Here is a 24,777-nt window from a genome sequence, read left to right as displayed (position 1 = left end):
AAGGTCACCGCTGACGCCGCTGAAGCTCGCTGCGGGCGATGCGGATCAGTGCCGCGACCGACTGGACGGGGCACAGGTCGCCGACGATGCGGGGGCGCACCGCCCAGTACAGGCCGGTCGGGCCCGTGAGGTCGGACGCCGGGACCGAGAGATGGTGGCCGGTGCCCAGCATCGGGGCCTCGCTGTACTCCTGCATCCACCGCATTGGGGGTGAGGGCTCGACGAGCGCGGAGTACAGGTGCTTCGGTCGGTTGTGGATGACCGGGCCGTTGAGAAGCTCGGCCAGCGTGGCGGTCACGCGCTCCAGATCGTCTGTTCCGACTGCTGTGTGTACGAGCGGTGAGGGCAGGCACACCGTGTTGAACCTCGTGCCGAGTGGCAGCAGGGCGATTCCGCGCTCTGCCCACTCTCGGTGGGCTTGGTTCGGCGCGGCCTGCGAGCGCGCGAGCCAGTCGAACGCGGCGCTCCTCAAGCTCGGCGATTCACTACTCCCCACGCCGAGCGCGCTGTTGTCTTCCCGTCCGGTCATCATCCGCCTACCCCTACGGCCGCAGTGACGTGTCTCACGTGTGTGACCGTATGGGTGGAAGGCGAGGGCAGAGGACCGGAATCCGGTCCCCTCTATGCCGCCAAGATGCCGATGTCTACTGCCAGTTCAGACGCCCGTCGACGGCGCTCGGCCAGTTTCGACTCGACCTCTTCGAGGATGATCCGGCGCGCGTATCCGTTGAACGCGATCGTTTCCGGCGCAGCGCGAAAAGCCTTCTCCAGGGTGGCGATGGCGACATCGGGCTGCCCGTCGAGATGGAACGCGCGCGCCTCCTCGATCCGGTGCCGGGCCCGGCGCGGGCGGGACTTGATGACGGCCTCGTCCGCCTTCGCGGACTGGCGTACGGATTCCCCGCCCTGGCGAAGCTCGACAGCGACCGTCACGGCGTGCGCGCCCATGATCGCGCGGGAGAAGGACGTCACTGGGTGGTAGTAGTCGTGCGGCAGCTGTTGGGCCATCGTGCTGGCCTTGTTCCAGTGCCGCCACGCGGTACCGGTCTCCCGGCGCCGTGCCGCGGTGTAGCCGAGTTCGAACTGGAGGGCTCCGGCGACGGCGAGGACGTCGTCCGAGGCGTCCGGCAGCAGCGGTTCGAGGAAGCGGAGGGCTTCGAGGTTCACGGCGTCGGCCGCGTCGAAGTACCGCGGGCCGCTGTCGCGGTGGGCCTGCGCGAGGAGCCACGCCGCCACGCCGATCGCGTGAGGGTCCTCCGACTCCTGGGCGGCGGTCATGCCGCGCTCGGCGACGCGCCACAACAGGCTGGAGTCGGGCTGGTAGGCGGCGAAGAACTGGGTCAGGGAGTAGGTCTCGGCAAGCAGCGCCTGAGCGGTCCGCCGGTCTGCTGCGGTGTCCGCGTGGCGCACGAGGGACTGGCCGTCGCGGATGAGGTCGGGCAGCAGTCGACCGATGACCTCACGGTGGTTGGGGGCTTGGTGGCGGGCCTTCCACGCGGCGTGAATGCGTGCCTTCAGGTGGGCGACGGGTGGTGGCTCGACGTCGGATCCCAGGGTGAAGGAGTCGACCGCGGCTTTCACGGAAGCGAGCCGTGGGTGGCCGGGGCCGACGAAAAGGCTGATGTGCATGTCTTCTGGATGGCCTGTCAGGTCGCCGAGATCGCGCACTCGTAGTGCCTCGGCGAGGCGCAGCACCATGTCCAGGCCGGGGGCCCGTTGCTGCCCGTTCTCGATCTTCTTCAGGGTGTGTGGCGATACACCCACGAAGTCGGCTAGCTGCAGCCGAGTCATGCCGCGGCGCTCGCGAAGAATTTGGACGCGTTGCCCGAAGCGCAGCGGGTCGGCGTACGGGTCCGGGGTAGCACCTGGAGACATTGGGCCTTGCCCCTCTCTGAACAGCTCGACACTGTCAGGGTATGGGCAGGGCCGTTTCCATGTGAGGCGTCGGTCAACCCTGTGTGCGGGCATGAAGAACGGACTCCCTCCTGCCCGAAGGGGGCTTGCGCCAAGCGCATTGGCGTCGAGTGGGCTCCAAGGACGCGGCGTGCGATGTCCGTTCGGGCTCAGGGGCGGCTGTGCCGGTGGGGCGACGGCGGTGTGCGTCCGGGGTGAGGAACGCCACGACGATGACGAGCATCAACTTGATCAGCCACTCCGCATGCGGCAGTCGCGCCTGCCGCTCGCTCCGATAGCTGGTGCTGCTTGTACTGGGTCTCCGGCGTCTCCCGTCCATCGCTAACTTTCTGCAGCTCCTATGACAGGGGCTGACCCTGCGTGCGCGGGGACCACGAACAAGGCACGCACTTTGCGTGCCCCACTGTGGGACCAACCCCGCATGCGCGGGGACGACGACGGCGTCCGTGTCATCCACGATCTGGATCTGGGACCAACCCCGCATGCGCGGGGACCACCCCTGCGCCCTCGAAGTGAAAACCCGCTCGGCGGGACCAACCCCGCATGCGCGGGGACCACTCCCCGAGGGCACGACCCGGATCAAGGGCGAAGGGACCAACCCCGCATGCGCGGGGACCACTCCGGCACGTGCACCTCCGGCCAGAACGGCCAGGGACCAACCCCGCATGCGCGGGGACCACCCCGACGGGAATGCCGGTAGACGACGCGATCAGGGGACCAACCCCGCATGCGCGGGGACCACATCCCTCAACGGTGCCGCGCGGGTGGCGGGTTGGGACCAACCCCGCATGCGCGGGGACCACGCCGCTGTCCGGCGCAGATCGTCCAGGAGTGCGGGACCAACCCCGCATGCGCGGGGACCACGGCTGGTCGCCATGGCAACCGGCGTCATCGGCGGGACCAACCCCGCATGCGCGGGGACCACCCCGGTCGGCACCGGCTCTCACTCGCGTACCGGGGACCAACCCCGCATGCGCGGGGACCACTTGAAGCTGACCCACGGTGGCTGGATCTTCGGGGGACCAACCCCGCATGCGCGGGGACCACGTCGGTGTCGACGGCATCCGTTTTGGCGCCGAGGGACCAACCCCGCATGCGCGGGGACCACGATATCGCTCAACTCCCTTGAAAGGGGGGTCAGGGACCAACCCCGCATGCGCGGGGACCACACGTACACGACGGGCGCGGCCCACAGGGGCGTGGGACCAACCCCGCATGCGCGGGGACCACCTTCTTCCGCTTGACGACCTTGCAGCGGCACTCGGGACCAACCCCGCATGCGCGGGGACCACCCTGAAGCGCAGCACGCTGTGCTCGGGCAGGAGGGACCAACCCCGCATGCGCGGGGACCACGATGGCGCGTGCCGGGGAGGCGGTCGTCACCCGGGACCAACCCCGCATGCGCGGGGACCACGATGGCTGCGCTTAGTGTGTCGGCCACGGTGTGGGACCAACCCCGCATGCGCGGGGACCACCCGTCCGGTTAGCCGCCGGAGGGCGGGGTTCTGGGACCAACCCCGCATGCGCGGGGACCACGTCCCAGTACTGCACGGAGTTCAGCGCCGGAGGGGACCAACCCCGCATGCGCGGGGACCACGGCCCGTGCCCGGCGGGGTCGGGGAGCAGGGAGGGACCAACCCCGCATGCGCGGGGACCACGATGGTGTCGCTGCACCTGCGTCCGGCGTCGAGGGACCAACCCCGCATGCGCGGGGACCACCCACATTGTCCTCAGTTCCGCGTTGAGTCCGAGGGACCAACCCCGCATGCGCGGGGACCACGTCTCGCGGTCGTCCTCGCGCCGGTCGCCATCGGGACCAACCCCGCATGCGCGGGGACCACGCGGCCATGTCCTCGGCGAACAGGGCGGGTTCGGGACCAACCCCGCATGCGCGGGGACCACCCCCGCCGCGAACTTCCGCAGTCGGGGGCCCAGGGACCAACCCCGCATGCGCGGGGACCACAGGGGGCGACCTGGGCTTTCATGAGCGGAGGGGGGCGATTTTGCTTACTAGCGCGGAAAGCGACATTTGGGTCATCTGCCTTCCGATGTTGCAGCTATGGAGAGAACGTCTCGACGTCGCGGCCACCACGGTGACGCTTGGGAGCAGCCCTTTGGAGCTGCGATGCGATCAGGGAGCGGACGTGCTCTCGGGAGGAGTCATTCGACACCGTAGTTGCCTGAAGGGCCTTCAGAGGCGTTCGCCTTCAACCAGTGTGCGCGGCGTGATGCTGATCCTCGTGTCCGTGGAGGTGGTCCCTGTGTTCCATCAGCTCTTCGTGCGGTCTCCAGTACGCGGAGCCTGAGGCGGAGTCTCAGGCTTCGGTGCCTCCGCGGTGTGCGCACTCAGAGTTGAGGCCTGCCTGGGTCCCGTTGAGGAGGGCGCTAGCCTTCGCGGCCCGGCCGGGCGGGCGGCACGGGGGTGGGCTCCCGGTCCCTGCGCGGCCTCCGGCGGCGGGGCCACTTGCGGGTGTCTCGGGGCTCCACGTACGGCTCCTCCTCCGGGGGCATGCCGCCGGAGATCGCCCGCTGGCGGGCCAGTTCCGCGTCGAATTCCAGGCCCAGCAGGATGGCCAGGTTCGAGAGCCACAGCCAGATCAGGAAGACGACCACGCCCGCGAGGGTTCCGTACGTCTTGTTGTACGAGGCGAAGTTGGCGACGTACAGGGCGAAGCCGCCGGAGGCGAGCAGCCAGAGCAGGACCGCGAGGGCGCTGCCGGGGCTCAGCCAGCGGAAGCCGGGGCCGCGGACGTTGGGGGCCCGCCAGAAGAGCAGGGCGATCATCAGGATCACTAGGACCAGCAGGACCGGCCACTTGGCGATGGACCATGCCGTGAGCGCCGCGTCGCCCGCGCCGATCGCGTCGCCCGCCCGTTCGGCCAGCGGCCCCGTGAAGACCACTATCAGTGCGCTGAGGGCGAGCAGGATCATCAGGACCACGGTCAGGGCCACCCGGAGCGGGGTCAGTTTCCATGCCGGGCGGCCTTCGGGGAGGTCGTAGACGGCGTTGGACGTACGGATGAACGCCGCCACGTACCCGGATGCCGACCAGACCGCGAGTGCCAGGCCCGCGATCGCCATCACTCCGCTGGTGCCGCCGCTGTCCCGCAGCTGCCTCACCGAGTCGCCGAGCAGGTCGCGCACCGGGCCCGGCGCCAGGTCCTGGAGGTTGTCCAGGACCTTGTGGGTCGCCGATTCGCCGATCACGCCCAGGAGCGAGACGAGGACGAGGAGTGCGGGGAAGAGGGACAGGACGCCGTAGTAGGTGAGGGCGGCGGCCCGGTCGGGCAGCTCGTCGTCCATGAACTCCTTGCCGGTCCGCCGCAGCACCGCCCACCAGGAGCGTGCGGGCAGCTCGGTGGGCTCGTCGGGGGCGGCCCGCTCGACCTCCGGGGACGGGCCGGTACCCGGGGTGGCGGGTTCGGCCTCGTCGTGCGCGTGATTGGCGTGGTTGTGCCTGTCGGAGGGTGCCATGAGGGGGCGAGTTCACCGTGGCGGGGCGCTTATGCGCTTTCGGGCTGCCCATGTCTCGGGTTGGAGGTTCCTCCAGGGAGGGGGGCGTGCAGGCGCATCTGCGGTGGATATCCCTATCAACTTTTACAAATGCGAGCCGATCACGCTTATCTTGTCGCATATGCAGTCCTACACAATCGGGCAGGCCGCCCGTCTGCTCGGGGTCAGTCCCGACACCGCGCGCCGTTGGGCGGACGCCGGTCGGGTCGCCACTCATCGCGACGAGGCCGGGCGGCGGCTCATCGACGGGCGGGATCTTGCCGCCTTCTCCATCGAGGTCGGGCAGGGCGGTGGTGCGGGTGCGAGTGCAGGTGCGGGTGATGAAGAGGTTGCTTACACCTCCGCTCGCAACGCCTTTCCCGGCATCGTCACCGCCGTCAAGCTCGGCGACGTCGCCGCGCAGGTGGAGATCCAGGCCGGGCCGCACCGGCTGGTCTCGCTGCTGACCCGTGAGGCGGTGGAGGAGCTCGGCCTCGAGGTCGGCGTGGAAGCCACCGCCCGGGTCAAGTCCACCAGCGTTCATATCGATCGGGCTTGAGGGGGAGTCGGGGAGCCTCATGTTCCGGGGGCCCGGGGCCCGGGGCCCGAGGGGCCGGGGGCGTGTTCGTTTCGGCCTTCCCCGCTCCCCGAAGTTCCTCGTCTCGCGATCGTCCTTCCTTCGTCATCCGCTAGGAGCCGTGCAATGTCCCCGAAGTTCTCCGCTCGCCCCGTCCGCCGTACCGCCGCCGCTGTCGCCACCGCCGCGCTGCTCCTTCCGCTCGCCGCCTGCGGCAGTGACGACGACAGTGACGGGAAGAAGGACGGCGGTAGTGGGAGTAAGGACGTGAGCCTTACCGTTCTTGCTGCCTCCTCCCTCACCGACGTCTTCGCCACCGCCGAGAAGGCGTACGAGAAGGACCACCCGGGGACGAAGATCACCGTCTCCGCCGCCGGGTCCCAGGAGCTTGCCGCGCAGGTCAAGCAGGGGGCGCCCGCCGATGTGCTGGTCACCGCCGACACCAAGACCATGGACGGGCTGAAGGGGGAGACCGGCAAGCCCACCGTCATCGCCAAGAACCGGCTCGTCATCGCCACCCGCGAAGGCAATCCGGAGAAGGTCAAGGGGCTCAAGGATCTCGCCGACAGCAAGTTGAAGGTCGTTCTTGCCGATGACACCGTGCCCGTCGGGCGCTACAGCAAGCAGGTCCTCGACAAGCAGGGCGTCGACGTGAAGCCGGTCTCCAAGGAGGCCAACGTGCGGTCCGTGCTCAGCAAGGTCGAGCTCGGTGAGGCCGATGCGGGCATCGTCTACAAGACCGATGCCGCCACCGCGACCGGCAAGGTCGACGCCGTCGAGATCCCCGACGCGCAGAACGCCGTCGCCTCCTACCCCGCCGCGACCCTCAAGGGCTCCAAGAACGGCGACGCGGCCGCCGCGTTCGTGAAGTGGCTCAGCACGCCGGAGGCGCAGAAGATTCTGCGGGACGCCGGATTCCAGAAGCCGTAGCCCCCAGATGGCCAGGTTCAGCTCTCGTCTCCGCGGACCCGCCCGCGTGCGCTCCCGTGCGCCGCTCACGTTGGCCGTCCCCGCCCTGCTCGCCGTCGCGTTCCTGCTGATGCCGCTCGTCGGCATTCTTGCTCGGACCGAGTGGGGCGATCTGGGCAGTCATCTCTCGGCTCCCGGGGTCACCCAGGCCCTGAAGCTCTCGCTGCTCGTGTCCTTCTGGGCGCTCGGGCTCTCGCTCGTGCTCGGGGTGCCGTTGGCCTGGCTGCTGGCGCGGGTGGAGTTCCGGGGGAAGGCGCTCGTACGGTCCCTCGTGCTGCTGCCGATGGTGCTGCCGCCCACCGTCGGCGGCGTCGCGCTCCTCCTCGGGTTCGGGCGGCGCGGGCTGCTCGGGCCCTGGCTGGAGGACACCTTCGGGGTCGTCCTGCCCTTCCACACCTCCGGGGCGGTCGTCGCCGCGACGTTCGTGGCGATGCCGTTCCTCGTGATCAGTCTGGAGGGGGCTCTGGGCGGGCTCCGGCCCGGTTTCGAGGAGACCGCCGCGTCGCTCGGGGCGTCTCCGGTACGGGTGTTCCTCACCGTCACCCTGCCCATGGTCGCCCCCGGGCTCGCCGCGGGCGCCGCGCTGACCTGGGCGCGGGCGCTCGGCGAGTTCGGGGCCACCATCACCTTCGCGGGCAACCTGCCGGGGACCACGCAGACCCTGCCGCTCCAGGTGTATCTGCTCCTCCAGGATTCCCCGGAGGCCGCGACCTCTCTGTCGCTGTTGCTCCTTGCTATTGCTATGGCCGTGCTCGTGGGGCTGCGGGGGCGGTGGACGGCCGGGGCGGGGGCCGGGGCGGGGGCTGCTGTGCGGGGGCTTGGTCCTGTCGGGGACGAGTCGGCGGGAGATCCTGATGATCCCCGGACGCCCGAGTCGCTCGGCAAGGATCCCGCCGACCCCGGCCCCCCGGACAAGTGGGCCCTGCACGCCGACGTCACCGGCTACAACCAGCTCACCCTCGACGCCAACCCCGGCACCACCATCGCCGTCGTCGGACCCAACGGCGCGGGCAAGACCACGCTCCTGCGCGCCCTCCTCGGGCTCACCCCGCGCGCCCACGCGCTGCTGCGGCTCGGCGAGCACGACGTCACCGGCCTGCCGCCGCACCGGCGCGGGGTCGCCTGGGTGCCCCAGGAAGGTGCGCTCTTCCCGCATCTGAACGCGCTCGGCAACACCGCCTACGGGCTCCGCGCGCAAGGCGTACGGCGTGCCGAGGCCCGGCGTGACGCGCAGGCGTGGCTCGACCGGCTCGGCGTCGGACACCTCGCGCACCGCAGGCCCGCCCAGCTCTCCGGCGGGCAGGCCCAGCGGGTCGCGCTGGCCCGTGCGCTGGCCGCCCGGCCCCGGCTGCTGCTCCTCGACGAACCGCTCGCCGCCCTCGACCAGACCACCCGCGCCCACGTCCGGCACACCCTGCGCCGCCACCTCGACGGGTTCGGCGGCGTCTGTCTCATCGTCACGCACGACCCCGTCGAGGCCGTCTCGCTGGCGGACCGGGTCCTCGTACTCGACGAAGGGCGTACGTTGCAGGACGCGCCGCCCACGGAGGTCACCCGGCACCCGCGTTCGCCCTGGGTGGCCCGCATGCTCGGCCGCAACGCCTGGCCCGGCACCGCGACCGCCGACGGCACGCTCGCGCTGGCGGGGGAGGGGCGCCTGGTCGTCGCCGACCCGCTGGAGGAGGGCGCGCGGGCCCTCGCGGTCATCGCGCCGGAGGCCGTGTCCGTGCACTGCGAGAAGCCGGAGGGCAGCCCCCGCAACGTGTGGTCGGGGACCGTCCGCGAGATCACCACCGCCGGTAGTCGGCTGCGCGTTCTCGTTACTTCCGTCGAAGCGCCCGACCTCGTCGCCGAGATCACCCCTCAGGCGGCTGTCGAGCTCGGGCTCGTGGAGGGGGCCGAGGTGTGGACCAGCGTGAAGGCCACGGAGGTGTCGGTGGTGGACCTTTGAGGGGGCCAGCGGCTCAGCAGTGGGGCTAAGCGCGGGCTCAGAGGGCTAAGTGCGGGCTCAGTAGGGCGGGGCTGCGGGACGTAGTAGCCCTTACAGCGGTGCCTGCCACGTCGCCGTCGTCCCCGCCTCCACGCCGTCCGTGTCCCCGTCGTCGTACACCGTCAGCCGCACCCCCGAGCGGCCGTCCGGCAGCGTCGCCCGCGCGTCGATCGCGACGTCCACGCGGGTGACGCCGGTGCGGCGCGACGCCGCGGCCAGCGCCCGGCGCAGCGCGGCGAGCAGGTGGCCCGCCGCCGGGTCCGTGACCTGGGCGTCGACCGCACCGGCGAAGTGCACCGACGGCTGGATGCCGAGGACCGCGGCCGCGCCCGCCGTCTCGCGCAGGACCTTGCCGCGGAACGTGGCCGGGGCGTCGGCGGGCGGCTGCTGGAGCGCGAAGATGGCCGTACGGACCTCCTGGATGGTGGACTCCAGCTCGTCGACGGCGTGGTCGAGCGTGGACTCGACCTTGGTCGATTGGGCCCTGCGGCGCGTCGACTCCAGCATCATGCCGGTCGCGAAGAGGCGCTGGACCACGAGGTCGTGCAGGTCGCGGGCGATGCGGTCGCGGTCCTCGAAGACCGCCAGGCGCTGCCTGCTCTGCTGGGCGTCGGCCAGGACGAGGGCCAGCGCGGCCTGCGAGGCGAACTGCGTGGCGAGCAGGCGTTCGGCCGAGGTGTAGGCGGGGGCGCCGCGTCTGCGGGGCAGCGCGAGAGTGCCGATGAGACGTCCTGCGGCTTGCAGCGGCAGCATCATGCTGGGGCCGAAGCGGGCGCGTACGTGCGTCGTCATACGGGGGTCGGTCGCCGAGTCGTCGATGTACACCGGTTCGCCGCCGAGGAGTTGGGCGAGGACCGCGCTCCCGGGCTCGATGGTGGTGCCGATGAGGTCGTTGGGGTGAGCGTGGGAGGTATGGGAGTCGGGGGTGGTGTTGCGAGTGGGGCTGGTTTTCGGGGTTGGGCGGGGGGTGTCCGTGCGGGACCCTTCCGCCGCGGGGCCAGCCGAACGCGCCGCCCCCTCCCCGTGCGCACGCCTGCCCGCCGACGCCCCCTCCCCGTGCGCACGCCTGCCCGCCGACGCCCCCCACCCGTGCGGCTCCCCGTCCGTCGCGGCCGCGACGATCCGCATGCCGCCCGCCTCCGTGGGCTGCAGGACCACGCCCGCCGCCGCGCCCGCGAGGATCCGCGCCCGGTCCGCCACCGTCATCAGCGCGTCCGCCGCCGCCTCGCCGGTGAGCAGGGCCGTGGTGACCGCCGCCGCGCCCTCGATCCAGCGCTCCCGCTGCCGGGCCGCCTCGAACAGGCGGGCGTTGCCGATCGCGATGCCCGCCTGGCTCGCCAGGACCTTCAGGAGCTGCCGGTCCTCGTCGGTGAAGGGGCCGCTCCCGGCCTTCTCGGCGAGCAGCAGGGTGCCGAACGGGTCGTCGAGGACGTGGATCGGTACGTCGATGACGGTGCCGTCCGCGTTCGGGCGCACGCGCGGCACGCCGTCGGGGAAGCGCCCGGGGCCGCCCGCCACGAACACCTCGGCCGGGCCCTCGTGACCGGGGGCGTCGACACCGAGCGTGCCGAGCCCCGCCCCCGTCAGCCGGGCCGCGCTGTCCACGATGTGCTGCAGCGTGGCCCGGAGTTCGAGGTCCGTGCCGACGCTCAGGACCGCCTCCAGGATCGGCTGCATCGAGGGCCCCGGTGCGGCGTCCGTTCCTTCGGGCATCGGCATCTCGGTCACGTACGACGTACTCCATGGTCGGTGGAGACAGGTGCTGCCTCTCGGCCGGGCCGGGCCGGTGGGGTCGGGTCGGGTCAGCCGGACAGCGGAGCCAGCGCCAGCGGTTGGATCTTGCCCTCAAGCATCGCACCGAGCCCCAGCACAGCGCACACATCAGGCCGTTCCGCGATATGTACGGGCATACCGGTCGCGTCCCGCAGCATCTGGTCGAGACCCGGGAGCAGCGCGCTGCCGCCGACCATCATGATTCCGCGGTCCGCGAGGTCGGCCACCAGGTCCGGCGGGCAGTCGCGCAGCACCTTGCCGATGCCGTCCAGGACGGCGGTCAGCGGCGTGTGGATGGCGTCGCGTACGGCGGCCGTGTCCACCTGGACGGAGCGGGCCAGGCCCGTCGCGACGTCCCTGCCGTGGATCTCGGTCGACTCCGGGCCCTGCGGGGTGAGGCCGTTGCCTCTCAGGGCGAGCTGGAGGGGGCGTACGGACTGGGAGGGCAGCATCAGTTCGTGGTGGTGGCGCAGGTGCTGCACGATCGCGTGGTCGATGGCCTCGCCGCCGACGGGGATGCGTTCCGCGGTCACGATCGAGCCGAGGGAGAGGACCGCGACCTGCGTGGTGGCGGCGCCGCAGACGAGGATCATCGTCGCCTCCGGGCGCTCCACCGGGAGGCCGCAGCCGACGGCCGCCGCGATGAGGGTGTCCACCAGTTCCACGCGGCGGGCACCGAGCCCGACCATCGTCTCGACGGCGGCGCGCTGTGCCAGCGGATCCGCGTCGTGCGGCGTGCAGGCGGCGGCGCGCAGCCGGGGCTTGCGGCGCAGGGTGCGGCGGAGCTTCTCGCCGAGCAGATGGCGCAGCATGCGCTGGGCCATCTCGATGTCGACGACGGTGCCGCCGGAGACGGGGCGGACCACCCGGATGTAGCCGGGCGTACGGCCCGTCATCTGCTCGGCGAACTGGCCGACCGCGATGAGCGCACCCGTCCGCGTGTTGATGGCGGCGGCGCTCGGCTGGTCGACGACCAGGCCCGCGCCCTTCACGAACACCCGGGTCCTCGCGGCTCCCAGGTCGACGGCGATGTGGCAGCGGCGCAACTGCTCCAGACTGACGGTCATGGCAGATCCTCCCGAGAGCGCAGACCGTACGGACCGTCGGACGGCGGTCCTGTCTCGCATCGTGCGGCGGACGCGCGCGGCCCGCGCGCTGAGCTGAGCCGGGCGGGGTGCCGCCGCACGGGTGGTGTTGACGGCGTCGCAGGCGGTGCGGTGGTTCGCGCGAACAGTGCGGTGGTTCCAGTGGACCCGGAGCGGTTGCTACCGAAAAGGCGCATACTCGCCGATCTGACGGGTTTTCATCCGCCCCCTCGTGCCTCCGTGCGGACGATGTCGATGAACGCGCGCACGGAGTCGACCGTGCGGGAGACGCCGACGGACCGGAGACCTTCCGCGGACGTTCGGTCGGGGGCGTGGCCGACGAAGGGGACGTCCAGACTCCGGGCGGCGACCGCCTCGTGCGGGGACGCCCCGAGCATCAGGCAGCGGTCCGGTGCCACGGCGAGCTGCCGCAGCGCCCGGTTCAGGCAGTCCATGTCCGGCATCAGGCGCGCGAGGTCCGCGGTGCGGCCGTGGATTCCGCCGCGGGGGGCGGGGAGGCCGTGCGCGTCGAGGTACTTCGCCACGGCCTGGTGGGAGGTGTCGGTGACGATCGCGACGGGGTGCCTCGTGAGGAGGACGCGGAGCGCGCCGCTCTGGGCCAGTGGCTTGGAGGCGGCCGCGCGCTCCGTCTCCAGAGTGGTGAGGCGTGCGTGTAGTTCGGCGGCGTACTCCTGGTGATGGGCGAGGGCGCGCAGCACGTCCGTGGGGTGGGTGAGGTGCCCGCTCGGCACGACGCTGCTGTCCGAGTTCAGGAGCGGTACGCCGGACAGCGCGTCGTCGAGGCGGCGGTACTCGCTGACCACGGAGAGGAGGGAGAGGGCGGCCGCGCGTGCCGCCGAGCCCCGGAAGAGGTGGGTGAAGACGCCTTCGAAGCCGAGCAGGACCGGTGTGGCGGGGGTGGTGGGCTGTGTTGCCGTGATGCGGCCGTACCAGTGGTCGGTGCCGGGCATCCGCTTGAATGTGGGGGCGCCGGGCAGCTCGTGGAGGTCGAGGCTCGTGTACAGCGCGTCCGGGACGGCGATCACGGCGCCCCCCTCGCGGTCGAACAGGTGCCGCAGCTCCTCGGGGAACCGTGGCGAGAAGGCCGTCGGGACGGGTGCTTGCGCGACCGTGACGGCGAGGGCCAGGTGCGGCAGGTCCGTGAGGAGGGCGGGGAGCCCTTTCAGGAGGGCCGGGAGAAGTTGCTCAGGGTGGGCCTCGGGGGCGACGGCCACCTGCCAGCCCCGGGGGACCGGCTGGAAGGTGTACCGCTCAAGACCGCTGTGGGCCAGCAGGCCGGAGAGCCGTCGGCCCAGCTGCTCCCTGAGCGTGTCGGACCGGTCGCCGGGTGCGACGATGCACTCGAATGCCACGACGGTGTGCCGCGGTGCTCCGGCCTCGATGGAATCCATGCGCAGCAGACGCTCCCGGAGTTGGCCGATGCTCGACCGCGCCCGCGCCGCGGCCGGTCCCGGCACCCCGCTCAGAGGATTTCCGCGCCACAGTGCGAGGGCCTCCTCCACCAGGTCGCGGGCGATCTCCGCGTCTCCCGCCGCCTGTGCCACATCGGCTTCGTCGGCCAGCCGTCGGCAGCGGAACAGATCGACGGACAGGGCGTCAGGAAGGAGGAGGGAGTAGCCGTCGGACTGCTCGGACAGGGGCAGCTCCATCACGTCGCGGATGTGGGTCAGGCAGGCGTCGATGAGGGAGAGGGTGGGGTCGGCGCGGTCGGCCCCCCACAGGCCCTCCGCAAGCTCCGCGTACGAGAGGGGGCGGCCCTCGTGGAGCAGCAGCATGCAGAGCACCGCCTGGCATTCCGGCGTGCCCGTCGGTACGGGCCTGCCGTCCCGGAGGACCGTGAGTCGGCCCAGCAGGGAGCAGGTAACTTCCGGCATCGGATGCGATGCGAAGTCCAACAGCCGTGCGGCACCGCGGCGTTGCTGTTCCAGGCTGCCGGATTCCAGGTCGAGGACGGCCGACTCCAGGGTCGCCAGGACCGCTTCCGGAAGGATGCCGGGGCGCACGGGGCCCGACGCCTGGCCCACCGGCCTCGTCACCGAACCCGTGTACGTCTTGTGGACGAGGCGTCCCAGCGCTAGCAGATCGGCCCACCGGGCTGCCGCACTGTACGGAGTGAGAGTGAAGCCGCACAGGACCGGGCCGCGCTCCGTCGGGAGCCGCACCTGCTCCGCCGAGACGGCGCCGTGCGCAAGGCCTTGGGCGTGCAGGGCCAGGACCGCGTCGGCCAGGGGCGGCACCACCTGTAGGAGCCTGTCGCCGGGGAGACCCTCGGGGTGTCCGAGGAGCAGCTCGTACAGATTGCGGCCCGGCACGAACTCCGTTACCAGGTAGGGGATTTCGCTGCCGGGGCCCTCACCCCCGTCCACGCCGTGGTCGCGGACGGCGGCCACATGCGCGTGCCGGAACCGTTCGAGCCGCGCCGCCTCGTTCGCGAACGAGGCCCGCAGCCGGTCCGACGCCGCCAGGAACCGCTGCACCACCACGACTTCGCCCTCACCGCCCGCGGAGAGGTCGTCCGCGAGCCACACGCCGGGGCTCCGGCCGATCTGCTCCACGCCCCGGTAGCGCCCGCCGAGCAGATGGTCCCGTTCGCCGCCGAGCTGCCGCACGCTGTCGCGGGTCACGGTCGCGAACGCCCCGTCCGTGCCGAGGTCCCCGCCCCCGCCCTCGCCCCCAGGCCCCGGCAGATGAGCCACCGCCCGCAGCTCGCCGGGCGCGACCCCCGCCCGGTCATCGATCAACCCGCCCACCTGGGCGAGGAGTTCACGCGTCCGCCCGCGTGCCGTGCGCGGCAGGCTGCGCAGCAGCAGTTCGCGTACGCCGTCCCGGAAGGCGTACGCGCCCGGCGGGCCCTCCAGGGACTCGGCGAGCATGCCGCTGAGGATCACCTCGGCGAGGTGCTGCGGCCGCGGGTTCCGCTCGACCGCCCGGTGGACGAGGCGCATGACCGGCAACTGCGGTTCGCCGAGGGCGAGATGACCGGCCAGCCGGAACGCCTCGGGCGATGCGGTGGAGCGGAAGCGCAGCACGAGCTCCTCGGCGGTGAGCCGGGTGATGTCCTCGCGGGGCGGGGTGACCGCGTCCGGCGCGTCGGGCGGCGGCATCGGTGACAGCGGCGGTGTCGGCGTCAGCCAGGCGACCGAGCCGGGGCGGCGGGCCCCGCCCGGGTCGGTGACGAGCGCCGCCCAGTTCGCCAGCCAGTTGGCCGCAGGTTCCAGGACGGGCAGGGGCAGGGCGCCCTCGGGCCGCGGCGATTCGAGGGGGTCGTACGGGGTGAACGTGAGGGTGGCGCAAGGGGCCGCGGGGTGCGGTGCGGAGAGCAGGCCGGGAGTGGTCGGCAGGGCGGTGGTGCGCCACAGGCACTCGGGGAGCGGCTGGACGACGGCCAGCGGCGTACGTGCCGCCCAGCGGCGCAGCGTGCGGTGCCAGCGGACGGCGCCCGCGCCCTCGCGCCATTGGGGGCCCATGCAGTCGCTGACCACCAGGACGACGGTGCGCCCGTCGGCGGGCACGGATGCCGCACGGGCCGGGACCGTGCCGTCGGGCGCGGCGCGGTGGAGCTCGACCGTGCGGAACACGCCGGACTGGGCCAGCGCGGTGTGCAGCTCCCGTACGAGCGGCCGCCACATCGGCATCGTGGCGCCGCCGTCGTGCACGATGCAGAGCCGGAGCCAGCGCTCCGGGGACGGTTCGAGGACCGGCAGCCAGCCTTGCGGGCGCCCGCCGAGGAGGGCGATGCGGTGGGCGGTGGCCTCCTCGTCCAGGAACCGTTGGGTGGGCGAGGGGACGTACCGCTTGAGCGGGCGCACCGCTCGTTGCAGCGCCAGCGGGTGGGCGATCATCGGCGGGACGGGTACGTGCACGGGGATGCGGCGGACGCCCGGTGCGGGCGGCCCCGGTGCGGGCGCGCGTGGTGTCCCGTGGTTGCCGGGCGGGGGTTCCGGAGGGCGGGGCTTGCGGAGCGGGCGGGGCGGGAGGTGCAGCGGGACGCGGTCGTCGGCGGGGCGCGGCGCGTCGGCGTCCCGACCCGGGACCGGGTCGTCGGGACCGGGGTCGACACCGGGACCGGCTTCGGATTCGGGGGCGGGGAGCGGGGTGGGCGTGGGCGGCTCCGTTGCGCGCGGCTCGGCCTGGCGAGGGGCCGGGTCCGGGGCAGGGTCCGGCTCCGGTGGCGCGGGCAAGTGAGCCGCCAGCCACAGGAGTTCCGCCAGCTCGGTCGGCGTGAGACGGCGGGCGCCGCCCGACACGTCGGCCAGCAGCCCGGCGAGGTGTGCGACCTCGCCGGGGCGCGGGGGCCGGTCAGAGGGCATCGCGGCCGGTGTCGGCGGACGCCGACAGATAGGGCATCAGCTGCTGTGCCAGTTCGTCCCGCGAGGCGGCGTCGAGGTCCGCGGCGCCGGTCAGGTAGATGGCGTTGAGCAGCTGGTCGGTGGCGAGTTCGCCGCCAGTGCCGCGTTCCAGGAAGCGGGTGATGAGGCCGCGGGCGTAGGCGTCGGGCTCGCCGAGGTGGGCGCGGACGATCTCTTCCAGGTGCTCGTCGCGCGGCTGGCGCAGGCGCAGGGTGACGCAGCGGCGCAGGAAGGCGGGCGGGAACTCGCGCTCGCCGTTGCTGGTGAGGACGACGAAGGGGAAGGCGCGGCAGCGCACCCGGCCCTTCGTGACCGTGACCGGGGTGTCGGTGCCGTCGGTCAGGAGGGTCGCCCGCGGGGTGCGCTTGGCGACCCGCAGCAGTTCGGGGATCTCGTACTGGCCTTCCTCCAGGATGTTCAGGAGGTCGTTGGGGAGGTCGAGGTCGCTCTTGTCGATCTCGTCGATGAGGAGGGCGCGGGGGCGGGCGTAGGGCAGGAGGGCGGTGCCCAGGGGACCGAGCCGCAGGTGGTCGGCGACGCCCGCGCGGTCCACGGGGGGTGCGGCTTCGCCGGGGGTGCGCGGGGTGTGAGGGGTACGCGGGGCGCCCGGCGCGCCCGGCGTGTGCTGTGTGCCCTGCGCGTGCGGGCGGGGCCGGGCGTCGTCCCGTGCGGCCCGCCCTGCCGCGTACAACCGTGACAGCGGGTCGTACTGGTAGAGCGCGTCGTGCAGGGTGCTGCGGCTGGTGATGTTCCAGCGCAGCACAGGGCCGAGCCGCAGCTCCCTCGCCACCGCGTACGCGAGGCTCGACTTGCCGCTGCCCGGCGGGCCCGTGACCAGGAGTGGACGCCTCAAATAAAGGGCCGCGTTGACGAGTTGGACCGCCTGGTCGGTGGCGCGGTAGGTGCGGGCCCGGTGGGCGCGGTCGGGGGACGTGGTGGCTCCGTCGTCCGCCGGGGTCTCCAGGGCGGGGCCGCCGTCGAAGGCGCGCCAGGGCGGGGGCGGCGGCAGGTCGGCGATGCCGTCGTGGGGCGCTGTCCTGCCGGTGTAGACGGGCCACTTGCTCATGCGGGGTCTCCGTGGGGGTGCGGGCGCTCAGCGGGTGACGGGGGAGAGTTGCGGGGCGGCGGCCGCGTCGGGCAGGCAGCGGGGGTCGTCCCACAGGAGCTGTACGTCCCTGGCCCAGTGCCGGTCGGGGGCGTCGGACGCCTCGGCGCTCTCGCGCAGGGTGAGGACGTGGCGGGGCAGTTCGGCCGGTGGCAGGCCGTCCAGGTACGTGGCCAGCTCGTCCAGGAATTCCTTCCCGGCGCAGGCCTCCGCCGGGTCGTGGTCGCCGCACTCGCATCCGGTGCGCGGCCACACCAGGATGGGCGCGGGCGCGTTCAGCGAGGCCTCGAAGTGGGGCCGGACGCGGGGCGCGGTCGGGGCCGCGGCGAACCCGGCCAGGTCCGCCTCGTCGCGGCGGAGCAGGAAGCGGAGCCTGCCCGGCTTCTCGACGGTGCCGCACTCGACGCGGTGCAGCGTCGCCGACGCCCTGCCGCCGAGCCGCTCCCACTTGCGGGCGAGCTGGTGCCGGAGGCCGCCGGTGCGCCGGGAGCGTTCGGTCACGACGAGGGGGTAGTGGCAGCCGAGCGGCGTCGGGTCGGTGGCGCTGCGCTGCCAGTTCGCGACGGGCCAGTTGAGCCACTCGCGGGGCAGCGCGAAGGCGATCAACTCGTCAGAGCCCGGAGGGACATGGCAGAACGCCTTGTCGATGTGCTCTTGGACGTGGGCCCGCAGTTCGCTCCTGTGCAGGGTGCGCGAGTCGACCGGGTGGCGGCGGCCCTCGCGGTGGGCGGAGACCGTCACGAGGACCTGGCCGGTGTCGCCGCCGCTGTGCTCGATCTCGATGAGGATCGGGACCCAGTCGGGGCCGGACGCCGAACGGGGCGCGTCGGCGGGCCGCGGCGGGGCGTCGAGCAGCGCGGCGAGCCGGTCGGCGAAGCGGGTCGCGGCGTCCGGCTCCGCGACCTCCCACAGCAGGTACCAGGCGGCGGCCCACAGCGACTCGAAGCCGCCCTCGGGGACCGGCGGGCCGAACGGGCCCGCGGCGTCCAGGTACAGCCGCTCGGGGTTGCGGGCGAACTCGGTGTCGGTGGCCTTCCCGACCAGTTCGCGCAGGCGCTCCGCGGTCGCCGCCGAGTGGGCCGGTGTGCGGATCAGTTCGGCGAAGCCGGGCCAGTAGCGGGACATGACGGAGGTGGGCAGCATCCGGCCGCTGAGGATGTCGGGCGAGCCGTCCGCCGCCGCCAGCATGCCGACGACCTGCCCCGTCTCGGCGAGGGCCACCGCGGCACCGCTGAACCCCGGCGCGAGGCGCTGCCCGTGGGCGCTCCACGCCTCCAGCTGGATCCACTCGTCCGCGATCAACTGGGCGGCGGTGGCCCGGTATTCGACGATCGTGCCTTCGTCGTACCCCCGCGGGAAGCCGTACACGATCAGGCGCGGCCGCGGATCGCCGTACGCCTCCTCGGGCGCCGCGAACTCGGCGGGGGCGACCGGCACCGGGCAGTCCAGCTCAAGCACCGCGAGGTCGCCGGGGTCGTCGTGCCGCCCCTGCCAGCCGCCGTGGCCGGTCACCGTGGCGAGGACGGGGGCGAGTTCCCTGTGGTGCGGGAAGGTGACGGTGACGGGGTGGCCTTCGCTGTCGCGGACGACGTGCGCGCAGGTGAGCACGCGCCGCTCCGAGACGAGGAAGCCCGCGCCGACCTCGCCGCCGCAGTCGATGCGGGCGTGCCAGGAGGCATTCTTCATAAGGCCTCACCGCACGACGAACTGCCCATGGCGCACACCCCCGTTGAGCCAGTCCGGTCGCCGCGATCCGGACGCCCGGATCCGGCTCCCGTATTCTCGCGGACGGCGTGTGCGGCTGTCACCCGCCTTCGTGACGCGGCTCGGTGCGCGCGGTCCGTCGATTCCCCCTGGCGGATAGTCGCCCTGGCGGCTTCCCGCCACGTCCCGCCAACTCCCCAGCACCGCAAGGCCCCTGACACTCTTCGCAGCACTCGGGCACCACCCCCGCCCGGGTCCGACGAAGAGAGGCAGCCTCATGACCAGAGCCTCCGCGCGGCGAAGAGCCACGCTCGTGGCCGCCGCCGGTCTCGCGTTCGCCCTGCTTCCCGGCGGGCAAGGAGCCGTGGCCGACGACGCGCCCGGCCGCACCACCGGTGCCGCCCGCACCCCCGATGCCACCCGCACGACCAACGCCACCCGCACAGCCGACGCCACCCACACCGTCACCCTGGTCACCGGCGACAAGGTCACCGTCACCCGGCTCCCCGGCGGTCGGCAGACCGTCACCGTCGACCGGCCCGCGGGCGCGAGCGGGGCGGTGCGCAGCCAGGTGGCCGACGGGCACGTCACCGTCGTACCGGACGAGGCCCGGCCGTATCTGCGCTCCGGCGCCCTCGACAAGCGGCTGTTCGACGTGACCGAGCTGATCCGGCAGGGCGTCGCGGAGCAGGGCAGGGCGACCGCCGGGCTGCCCCTCATCGTCACGTACGACAAGAAGAAGGCGCTGGGCGCCGCCGCCCGCCAACTCCCCCGCGGCGTAGAAAAAGTGCGCCCCCTGGCGAGCGTCGACGGCCTCGCCGTCACCGCCGAGAAGCCGGACGCCCTGTGGCGGCCCGTGCAGCGCGGGGACTCCGGCATCGACAAGGTGTGGCTCGACGGGCGCGTCGAGGCCGACCTGGCGCAGAGCAACGCGCAGATCGGCACCCCGAAGGCCTGGGAGGCCGGGCTCACGGGCAAGGGTGTGAAGGTCGCCGTCCTCGACACCGGGGTCGACGCCGGGCACCCGGACCTGAAGGGGCGCGTCGGCGAGAGCAAGAGCTTCATCCCGGGCGAGGAGGTCGCCGACCGCAACGGGCACGGGACGCACGTCGCCTCCACCGTCGGCGGCAGCGGTGCCGCCTCCGAGGGCAGCAAGGAGAAGGGTGTCGCGCCCGGCGCCGCGCTCGCCGTCGGCAAGGTGCTCAGCAACGAGGGCTCCGGCAGCGAGTCGGAGATCATCGCGGGCATGGAGTGGGCGGCGAAGGACGTCGACGCCAAGGTCGTGTCCATGAGCCTCGGTTCGCAGGAGGCCAGCGACGGCACAGACCCGATGGCCGCCGCCGTGAACTCCCTCTCCAAGGAGACCGGCGCCCTCTTCGTCATCGCCGCGGGCAACACGGGCGCACCCTCCTCCATCGGCTCGCCCGGCGCCGCCGACTCCGCGCTGACCGTCGGCGCCGTCGACTCCGGTGACAAGGCCGCGTACTTCACGAGCCAGGGCCCGCGCATCGGCGACCACGCGCTCAAGCCCGACCTGTCGGCGCCTGGCGTCGACATCCTCGCGGCCCGCTCCCAACTCGTCGACGGCGAGGGCTTCTACACCGAGATGAGCGGTACGTCGATGGCGACCCCGCACGTCGCGGGCGTCGCCGCGCTGCTCGCCGAGCGGCACCCCGACTGGTCGGGCGCGCAGCTCAAGGACGCCCTGATGGCCACCTCCAAGCAGCTCGACGCGTCGGCGTACGAGCTGGGGGCGGGGCGGGTGAGCGTGCCCGATGCCGTCGACGCGCAGATCACCGCGACCGGCAGCGCCGACCTCGGCTTCTACGGCTGGCCCTACGAGGACAACAAGCCGGTCGAGCGGACCCTGACCTATCGCAACTCCACTGACATTGCAGTCCAGTTGAGTCTCGCGGCGGAGGGCGCCGCCGACGGTGTCGTCACGCTCGCCGACTCGACCCTCACCGTCCCGGCCCACGGCACCGCGTCGACCACCGTCACCGGGGACGGGGCGAAGGCGGCGGTCGGGAACACCAGTGGCGCCGTCGTCGCGAGCGCCGGTGGCAAGAAGGTCGCGCACACCGCGTTCGGCCTGGTCAAGGAGGAGGAGCGGTACACGCTCACCGTCCATGTGAAGGACCGTGACGGCGCCGCGACCCCCGCCGACCTCGTGGTGCAGCAACTCGCCGAGGGCACCGAGCCGTTCCCGGCCGCCGTCGACGGCTCCGGCACCCTGAAGCTGCGCCTGAAGCCGGGCACGTACGCCCTCTCGACCTTCCTCGACGTCCGTGGCGGCAACGGCGCGGACTCCCTCGGTCTCGGCTTCCTCGCCGACCCGCAGATCCGCCTCGACCGGGACCGCACGGTCACCCTGGACGGGCGGAAGCTGCGCGAGATCAAGGCCGACGTGGACCGGCGCACCGAGACCCGGCAGCTGCTCATGGAGTACGACCGCAAGGCGGGCGGCGCCGACCTCATGGGCGCCGTCCAGGTGCCGGTGAAGTACGACAGCATCTTCGCCGCGCCCACCGCGAAGGTCACCGAGGGCAGCTTCGAGTACCGCACGGTGTGGCGGCTCGGCAAGCCCCTCGTGGACGTGCAGGGCGTGCGCGAGGCCGTCGCCCAGCCCGGCGGGACGATCGCCGCGGGGCGCACCAAGTGGGCGCTGGTGGACGCGGGCGACGGCACCCCGGCCGCGTACGAGGGCAAGGACGTCCGCGGCAAGGCCGTCGTCGTGCGCCGCACGGACGCGGTCACCGCGTCGCAGCTGGGGCAGGCGGCGCAGGACGCGGGCGCGAAGGCGCTGTTCGTGACAGACGACCGGGCGGGCCGCCTCAACGCCTGGTTCGGCACGGACGACAACGGCGACCGGCCGCTGCAGATCGCCACGGTCGACGCCGCCGACGGGGCCCGGCTCATCGCGGCCGCGAAGGCGGGCAGGAGGGTCGAGAGCACCGGGACCCTCAACACCCCCTACGTGTACGACCTTTCGAAAGGGCACGCGGGGGCCGTCCCCAAGGGTGATCTCACGTACGAGCCGACGAAGCGCGAACTCGCCGTGGTGGAGAGCACGTTCCACGCGGTGAAGCCCGCGGCGGGCGGCGAGTACCGCTACTCGATCACCGACGCCTTCCCCGTCGGCCTCGGCTTCCAGGAGAAGATCGACTATCCGGCCGAGCGCACGGAGTACGTCTCCACGGGCAAGGGGCAGCTGTGGCACGAGTCCGTGTCCACCGGGCCCGGGGCGCTGGAGGAGCGCAGCGGCCTGGTCGCCTACCAGGGCGGCAGGCACACCGGCCTCGACTGGTTCAAGCCGGTCCTGCACCCCTGGCTCGGCACCGGACTCGGCTGGGGGCAGACGCGCACCGGAGACAACCTGGAGTTCAACGTGCCCGGCTGGGGCGACTCGGGACCGGACCACACCGGCTTCGGCGACGTCTGGAACGAGGACTCGATGACGCAGGTCAGCGAGGTCTTCGTCGACGGGGTGAGCGCCGACCGGCGCAAGAGCTCGGGCGTGTACGTGTGGGACGCGGACCCCGCCGAGCACACGTACAAGGTGGTGACCGACACGACTCTGGACCCGGAGCGCTGGCAGCTCGCGACGAAGGGTCACGCGGAGTGGACCTTCACGTCGAAGCGGACGCCCGCGGACAGGAAGACCTTCCTGCCGCTGCTCAACCTCGGCTTCGACGTGGACACGGACCTCTCGGGCGCGGTGCGGGGCGGCCGGACCGTCGGCGTCGGGATCTTCTCCGCGTACGTGAAGGGGGCGGCCGGCACCGGGACGATCGGCGGCGGCAAGCTGTCCGTCTCGTACGACGAGGGCAAGACGTGGCAGGCGGTCGCCCTGGACCGGGACGGCAGGAAGGCGTCGTGGGAAGGGAAGTTGAAGGTGCCGGGCGACGCGAAGTCCGTCTCGCTGCGGGCCTCGGCGAGCGATGACCGGGGCGGTTCGGTGTCCCAGGAGATCGTTCGGGCGGTGGGGGTGAAGTAGCGGGCAGCCGCTTCGTTCCGCAGGCCGCGCCGCCCCGTCCCCGGGATCCTTCAGAAGGGCCCCGGGCGGGGAGGCGCGGTCGCCTGCCGTTGGGCAGGGTGATGCGGAGCGGGGTGATCAGGACTCGGGCAGGGCGATACGGAGCGGGGTGATCAGGACTCGGGCAGGGCCCGCTTCATGATCTTGCCCATGTCGTTGCGCGGCAGGGCTTCCAGATAGCGCACGACGCGCGGGCGCTTGTGCGGGGCCAGGCGGGACGCGACATGGTCCGCCAACTCCGCTGCGCGCGGCGGGACATCGGCGTCCGCCGGGACCACCCACGCCACGATCCGCTCGCCCAGGTCGGGGTCCGGCTCGCCGGTGACCGCGGCCTCCCGCACCCCCTCGTGTTCGAGGAGCGCGTTCTCGATCTCGCCCGCGCCGATCTTGTAGCCACCGCTCTTGATGAGGTCGGTGGCCTTGCGCCCGACGATGCGCACGTACCCGTCGGCGTCCCGCAGCGCCATGTCGCCGGTGCGGAACCAGCCGCCGGGCGCGAAGGCCCCCGCGGTCGCGTCCGGACGGTTCAGATACTCCGTGAAGAGGTTCGGGCCCCGCACCTGGATCTCGCCCACCGCCTCCGGGTCGTCCGCCGCCACCTCCTCGTCCGCCTCGTCCACCAGGCGCAGCTCGACACCGGGCAGCGGCACGCCGACCGCGCCCGCGCGCGGCTCCCCGTCCGCCCGGACGCTGGTGTTCATCAGGGTCTCCGTCATGCCGTACCGCTCGATGACGCGACGGCCCGTGGCGGCGGCGATGCGCTCGTGGTCGTGCACCGGGAGCGCCGCCGATCCTGAGACGAGGAGGCGCGCCCCGGCCAGCGCCTTCGCCAGCTCCGGGTCGTCCGGCAGGGCCTCGGCGATCCGGTGGTACATCGTCGGCACCCCGAACAGCATGGTCGCCCCCGAGCCGAGCTCGCGCGTCACGCCCTCGGTGCCGAACCGGCCGAGGTGCCGCACGGAGCCGCCGCGCCGCAGCGGGCCCAGCGTGCCGAGGATCAGGCCGTGCACGTGGAAGAGCGGCAGGCCGTGCACGAGGACGTCGTCGCCGGTCCACTGCCAGGCGTCCGCCAGGGCGTCCAGGGTGGCGGCGATCGCGCGGCGGGGCAGGACGGCGCCCTTGGGCGGGCCCGTGGTGCCGGAGGTGTAGACGATCAGGGCGGGGGATTCGGGGCCGGGTTCGCCGGGCGGGCCCGCGGGGTGGTCCCCGCCGTCCTGGCGTACGTCGACGTCATGGCGCTCCAAGGCGGCGAGCGTGGGCGGCAGTTGGGCGCCGGTCTCGGTGAGCACCAGGGAGGGGGCGCTGTCGCGCAGGATGTGGGTGAGCTCGGAGTCGCCCGACTTCGGGTTGAGCGGCACGGCAGGTACGCCCGCGAGCAGCGCGGCGACCACGCCGACGGCCGTCTCCAGGGACGGCGTCGCCCAGACGGCGACCCGGTTCGCGTCACGCAGCCGCAGCGCCAACGTGCCCGCCGCCGAAGCCAGTTCGGGATAGGTCAGCGAGCGGTCGCCGAACCGGAGGGCCTCGCCGCGCGCGGTGTCCAGGGCCGGGAAGAGGGGATCCACGTCTCGTACTCCTCGTTGTCTGCGTTGCCTGCGTTGTCTGCGTCATCTGGGTTGCCTGCGTGGTCTGCTCGTTCGGCGCACAGCCTGTGCAGTCTCTGCACCGGAGCGTAATGAGAGTGTTACGCCGCCGAAGGTGCGGTGTCACAGTGATCGCTGAGGCTGATGTGGCTGTCAGTCACCCGACCTCACTTCCGTAA

General features: G+C 72.7%; 13 protein-coding genes and 1 CRISPR repeat array. Of the genes, 4 read left to right on the top strand and 9 right to left on the bottom strand.

Annotated elements, in window-relative coordinates:
- Positions 1–4: 4 nt before the first annotated feature.
- The 3 genes from AC068B_RS02545 to AC068B_RS02535 form a co-directional block, all read right to left on the bottom strand.
- Positions 5–298 carry a hypothetical protein gene (locus AC068B_RS02545; protein ID WP_478668496.1) on the bottom strand — a complete coding sequence of 98 codons (294 nt, stop codon included), beginning with the start codon at positions 296–298 and terminating at the stop codon, positions 5–7.
- A gap of 323 nt (positions 299–621) precedes the next feature.
- Positions 622–1,875 (bottom strand): helix-turn-helix transcriptional regulator, encoded by a 1,254-nt coding sequence (locus tag AC068B_RS02540; RefSeq protein WP_478668494.1) that lies wholly within the window; start codon positions 1,873–1,875, stop codon positions 622–624.
- 385 nt (positions 1,876–2,260) lie between these two features.
- A CRISPR array of direct repeats spans positions 2,261–3,877; the repeat unit is 29 nt; unit sequence GGGACCAACCCCGCATGCGCGGGGACCAC.
- Positions 3,878–4,299: 422 nt separating this feature from the next.
- Positions 4,300–5,388, bottom strand: coding sequence for a YihY/virulence factor BrkB family protein (locus tag AC068B_RS02535; protein WP_478668493.1), 1,089 nt, complete (start codon positions 5,386–5,388; stop codon positions 4,300–4,302).
- Between the two features lie 160 nt (positions 5,389–5,548).
- Here AC068B_RS02535 and AC068B_RS02530 point away from each other — a divergent pair, with 160 nt between their 5' ends.
- From AC068B_RS02530 to AC068B_RS02520, 3 genes are all read left to right on the top strand, one after another.
- Positions 5,549–5,965 carry a TOBE domain-containing protein gene (locus AC068B_RS02530; protein ID WP_478669221.1) on the top strand — a complete coding sequence of 139 codons (417 nt, stop codon included), beginning with the start codon at positions 5,549–5,551 and terminating at the stop codon, positions 5,963–5,965.
- A 144-nt stretch (positions 5,966–6,109) separates the two neighbouring features.
- Entirely contained in the window at positions 6,110–6,913 is an 804-nt protein-coding gene (gene modA / locus AC068B_RS02525; RefSeq protein ID WP_478668491.1) for a molybdate ABC transporter substrate-binding protein, read from the top strand.
- A gap of 7 nt (positions 6,914–6,920) precedes the next feature.
- The gene (locus AC068B_RS02520; protein WP_478668490.1) at positions 6,921–8,903 is read left to right on the top strand and encodes an ABC transporter permease; all 1,983 of its coding nucleotides are present in this window, start codon (positions 6,921–6,923) and stop codon (positions 8,901–8,903) included.
- Between the two features lie 90 nt (positions 8,904–8,993).
- Here AC068B_RS02520 and AC068B_RS02515 read toward each other — a convergent pair whose 3' ends face one another.
- From AC068B_RS02515 to AC068B_RS02495, 5 genes are all read right to left on the bottom strand, one after another.
- A complete protein-coding gene (locus tag AC068B_RS02515) occupies positions 8,994–10,661 on the bottom strand; it encodes a GAF domain-containing protein (RefSeq protein WP_478669220.1) in 1,668 nt (555 codons plus the stop codon).
- A gap of 83 nt (positions 10,662–10,744) precedes the next feature.
- Complete coding sequence (gene mreB, locus AC068B_RS02510; RefSeq protein ID WP_478668488.1) at positions 10,745–11,782, bottom strand: rod shape-determining protein MreB; 1,038 nt, start codon at positions 11,780–11,782, stop codon at positions 10,745–10,747.
- Between the two features lie 236 nt (positions 11,783–12,018).
- Complete coding sequence (locus tag AC068B_RS02505) at positions 12,019–16,131, bottom strand: SAV_2336 N-terminal domain-related protein (protein WP_478668487.1); 4,113 nt, start codon at positions 16,129–16,131, stop codon at positions 12,019–12,021.
- On the bottom strand, positions 16,121–17,236 hold the full coding sequence (locus AC068B_RS02500) for an AAA family ATPase (RefSeq protein WP_478668485.1): 1,116 nt from the start codon (positions 17,234–17,236) through the stop codon (positions 16,121–16,123). The genes AC068B_RS02505 and AC068B_RS02500 overlap by 11 nt, the downstream gene beginning before the upstream one ends.
- Positions 17,237–17,263: 27 nt before the next feature.
- Entirely contained in the window at positions 17,264–18,961 is a 1,698-nt protein-coding gene (locus tag AC068B_RS02495; RefSeq protein ID WP_478668484.1) for a VMAP-C domain-containing protein, read from the bottom strand.
- A 295-nt stretch (positions 18,962–19,256) separates the two neighbouring features.
- Between AC068B_RS02495 and AC068B_RS02490 the strand changes: the two genes are divergently transcribed.
- Positions 19,257–22,976: a S8 family serine peptidase gene (locus tag AC068B_RS02490; protein ID WP_478668483.1), complete on the top strand. Its 3,720-nt coding sequence runs from the start codon at positions 19,257–19,259 to the stop codon at positions 22,974–22,976.
- Positions 22,977–23,128: 152 nt separating this feature from the next.
- Here the strand turns inward: AC068B_RS02490 and AC068B_RS02485 are convergent, their stop codons facing one another.
- Positions 23,129–24,580, bottom strand: coding sequence for an acyl-CoA synthetase (locus AC068B_RS02485; protein ID WP_478668481.1), 1,452 nt, complete (start codon positions 24,578–24,580; stop codon positions 23,129–23,131).
- Positions 24,581–24,777: the final 197 nt, after the last annotated feature.

The sequence above is a fragment of the Streptomyces sp. NPDC042371 genome, assembly GCF_056437465.1.
Note: the sequence above shows the minus strand (reverse complement) of the source record. Positions and strands in the feature narration are given on the sequence as shown.

What these genes read in the sequence shown, in the direction of transcription:
- AC068B_RS02540 (WP_478668494.1), bottom strand. Translation starts at nt 1,875, where the DNA reads ATGTCTCCAGGTGCTACCCCGGACCCGTACGCCGACCCGCTGCGCTTC.
- AC068B_RS02535 (WP_478668493.1), bottom strand. Translation starts at nt 5,388, where the DNA reads ATGGCACCCTCCGACAGGCACAACCACGCCAATCACGCGCACGACGAG.
- AC068B_RS02530 (WP_478669221.1), top strand. Translation starts at nt 5,549, where the DNA reads ATGCAGTCCTACACAATCGGGCAGGCCGCCCGTCTGCTCGGGGTCAGT.
- modA (WP_478668491.1), top strand. Translation starts at nt 6,110, where the DNA reads ATGTCCCCGAAGTTCTCCGCTCGCCCCGTCCGCCGTACCGCCGCCGCT.
- AC068B_RS02520 (WP_478668490.1), top strand. Translation starts at nt 6,921, where the DNA reads ATGGCCAGGTTCAGCTCTCGTCTCCGCGGACCCGCCCGCGTGCGCTCC.
- AC068B_RS02515 (WP_478669220.1), bottom strand. Translation starts at nt 10,661, where the DNA reads ATGCCGATGCCCGAAGGAACGGACGCCGCACCGGGGCCCTCGATGCAG.
- mreB (WP_478668488.1), bottom strand. Translation starts at nt 11,782, where the DNA reads ATGACCGTCAGTCTGGAGCAGTTGCGCCGCTGCCACATCGCCGTCGAC.
- AC068B_RS02505 (WP_478668487.1), bottom strand. Translation starts at nt 16,131, where the DNA reads ATGCCCTCTGACCGGCCCCCGCGCCCCGGCGAGGTCGCACACCTCGCC.
- AC068B_RS02500 (WP_478668485.1), bottom strand. Translation starts at nt 17,236, where the DNA reads ATGAGCAAGTGGCCCGTCTACACCGGCAGGACAGCGCCCCACGACGGC.
- AC068B_RS02495 (WP_478668484.1), bottom strand. Translation starts at nt 18,961, where the DNA reads ATGAAGAATGCCTCCTGGCACGCCCGCATCGACTGCGGCGGCGAGGTC.
- AC068B_RS02490 (WP_478668483.1), top strand. Translation starts at nt 19,257, where the DNA reads ATGACCAGAGCCTCCGCGCGGCGAAGAGCCACGCTCGTGGCCGCCGCC.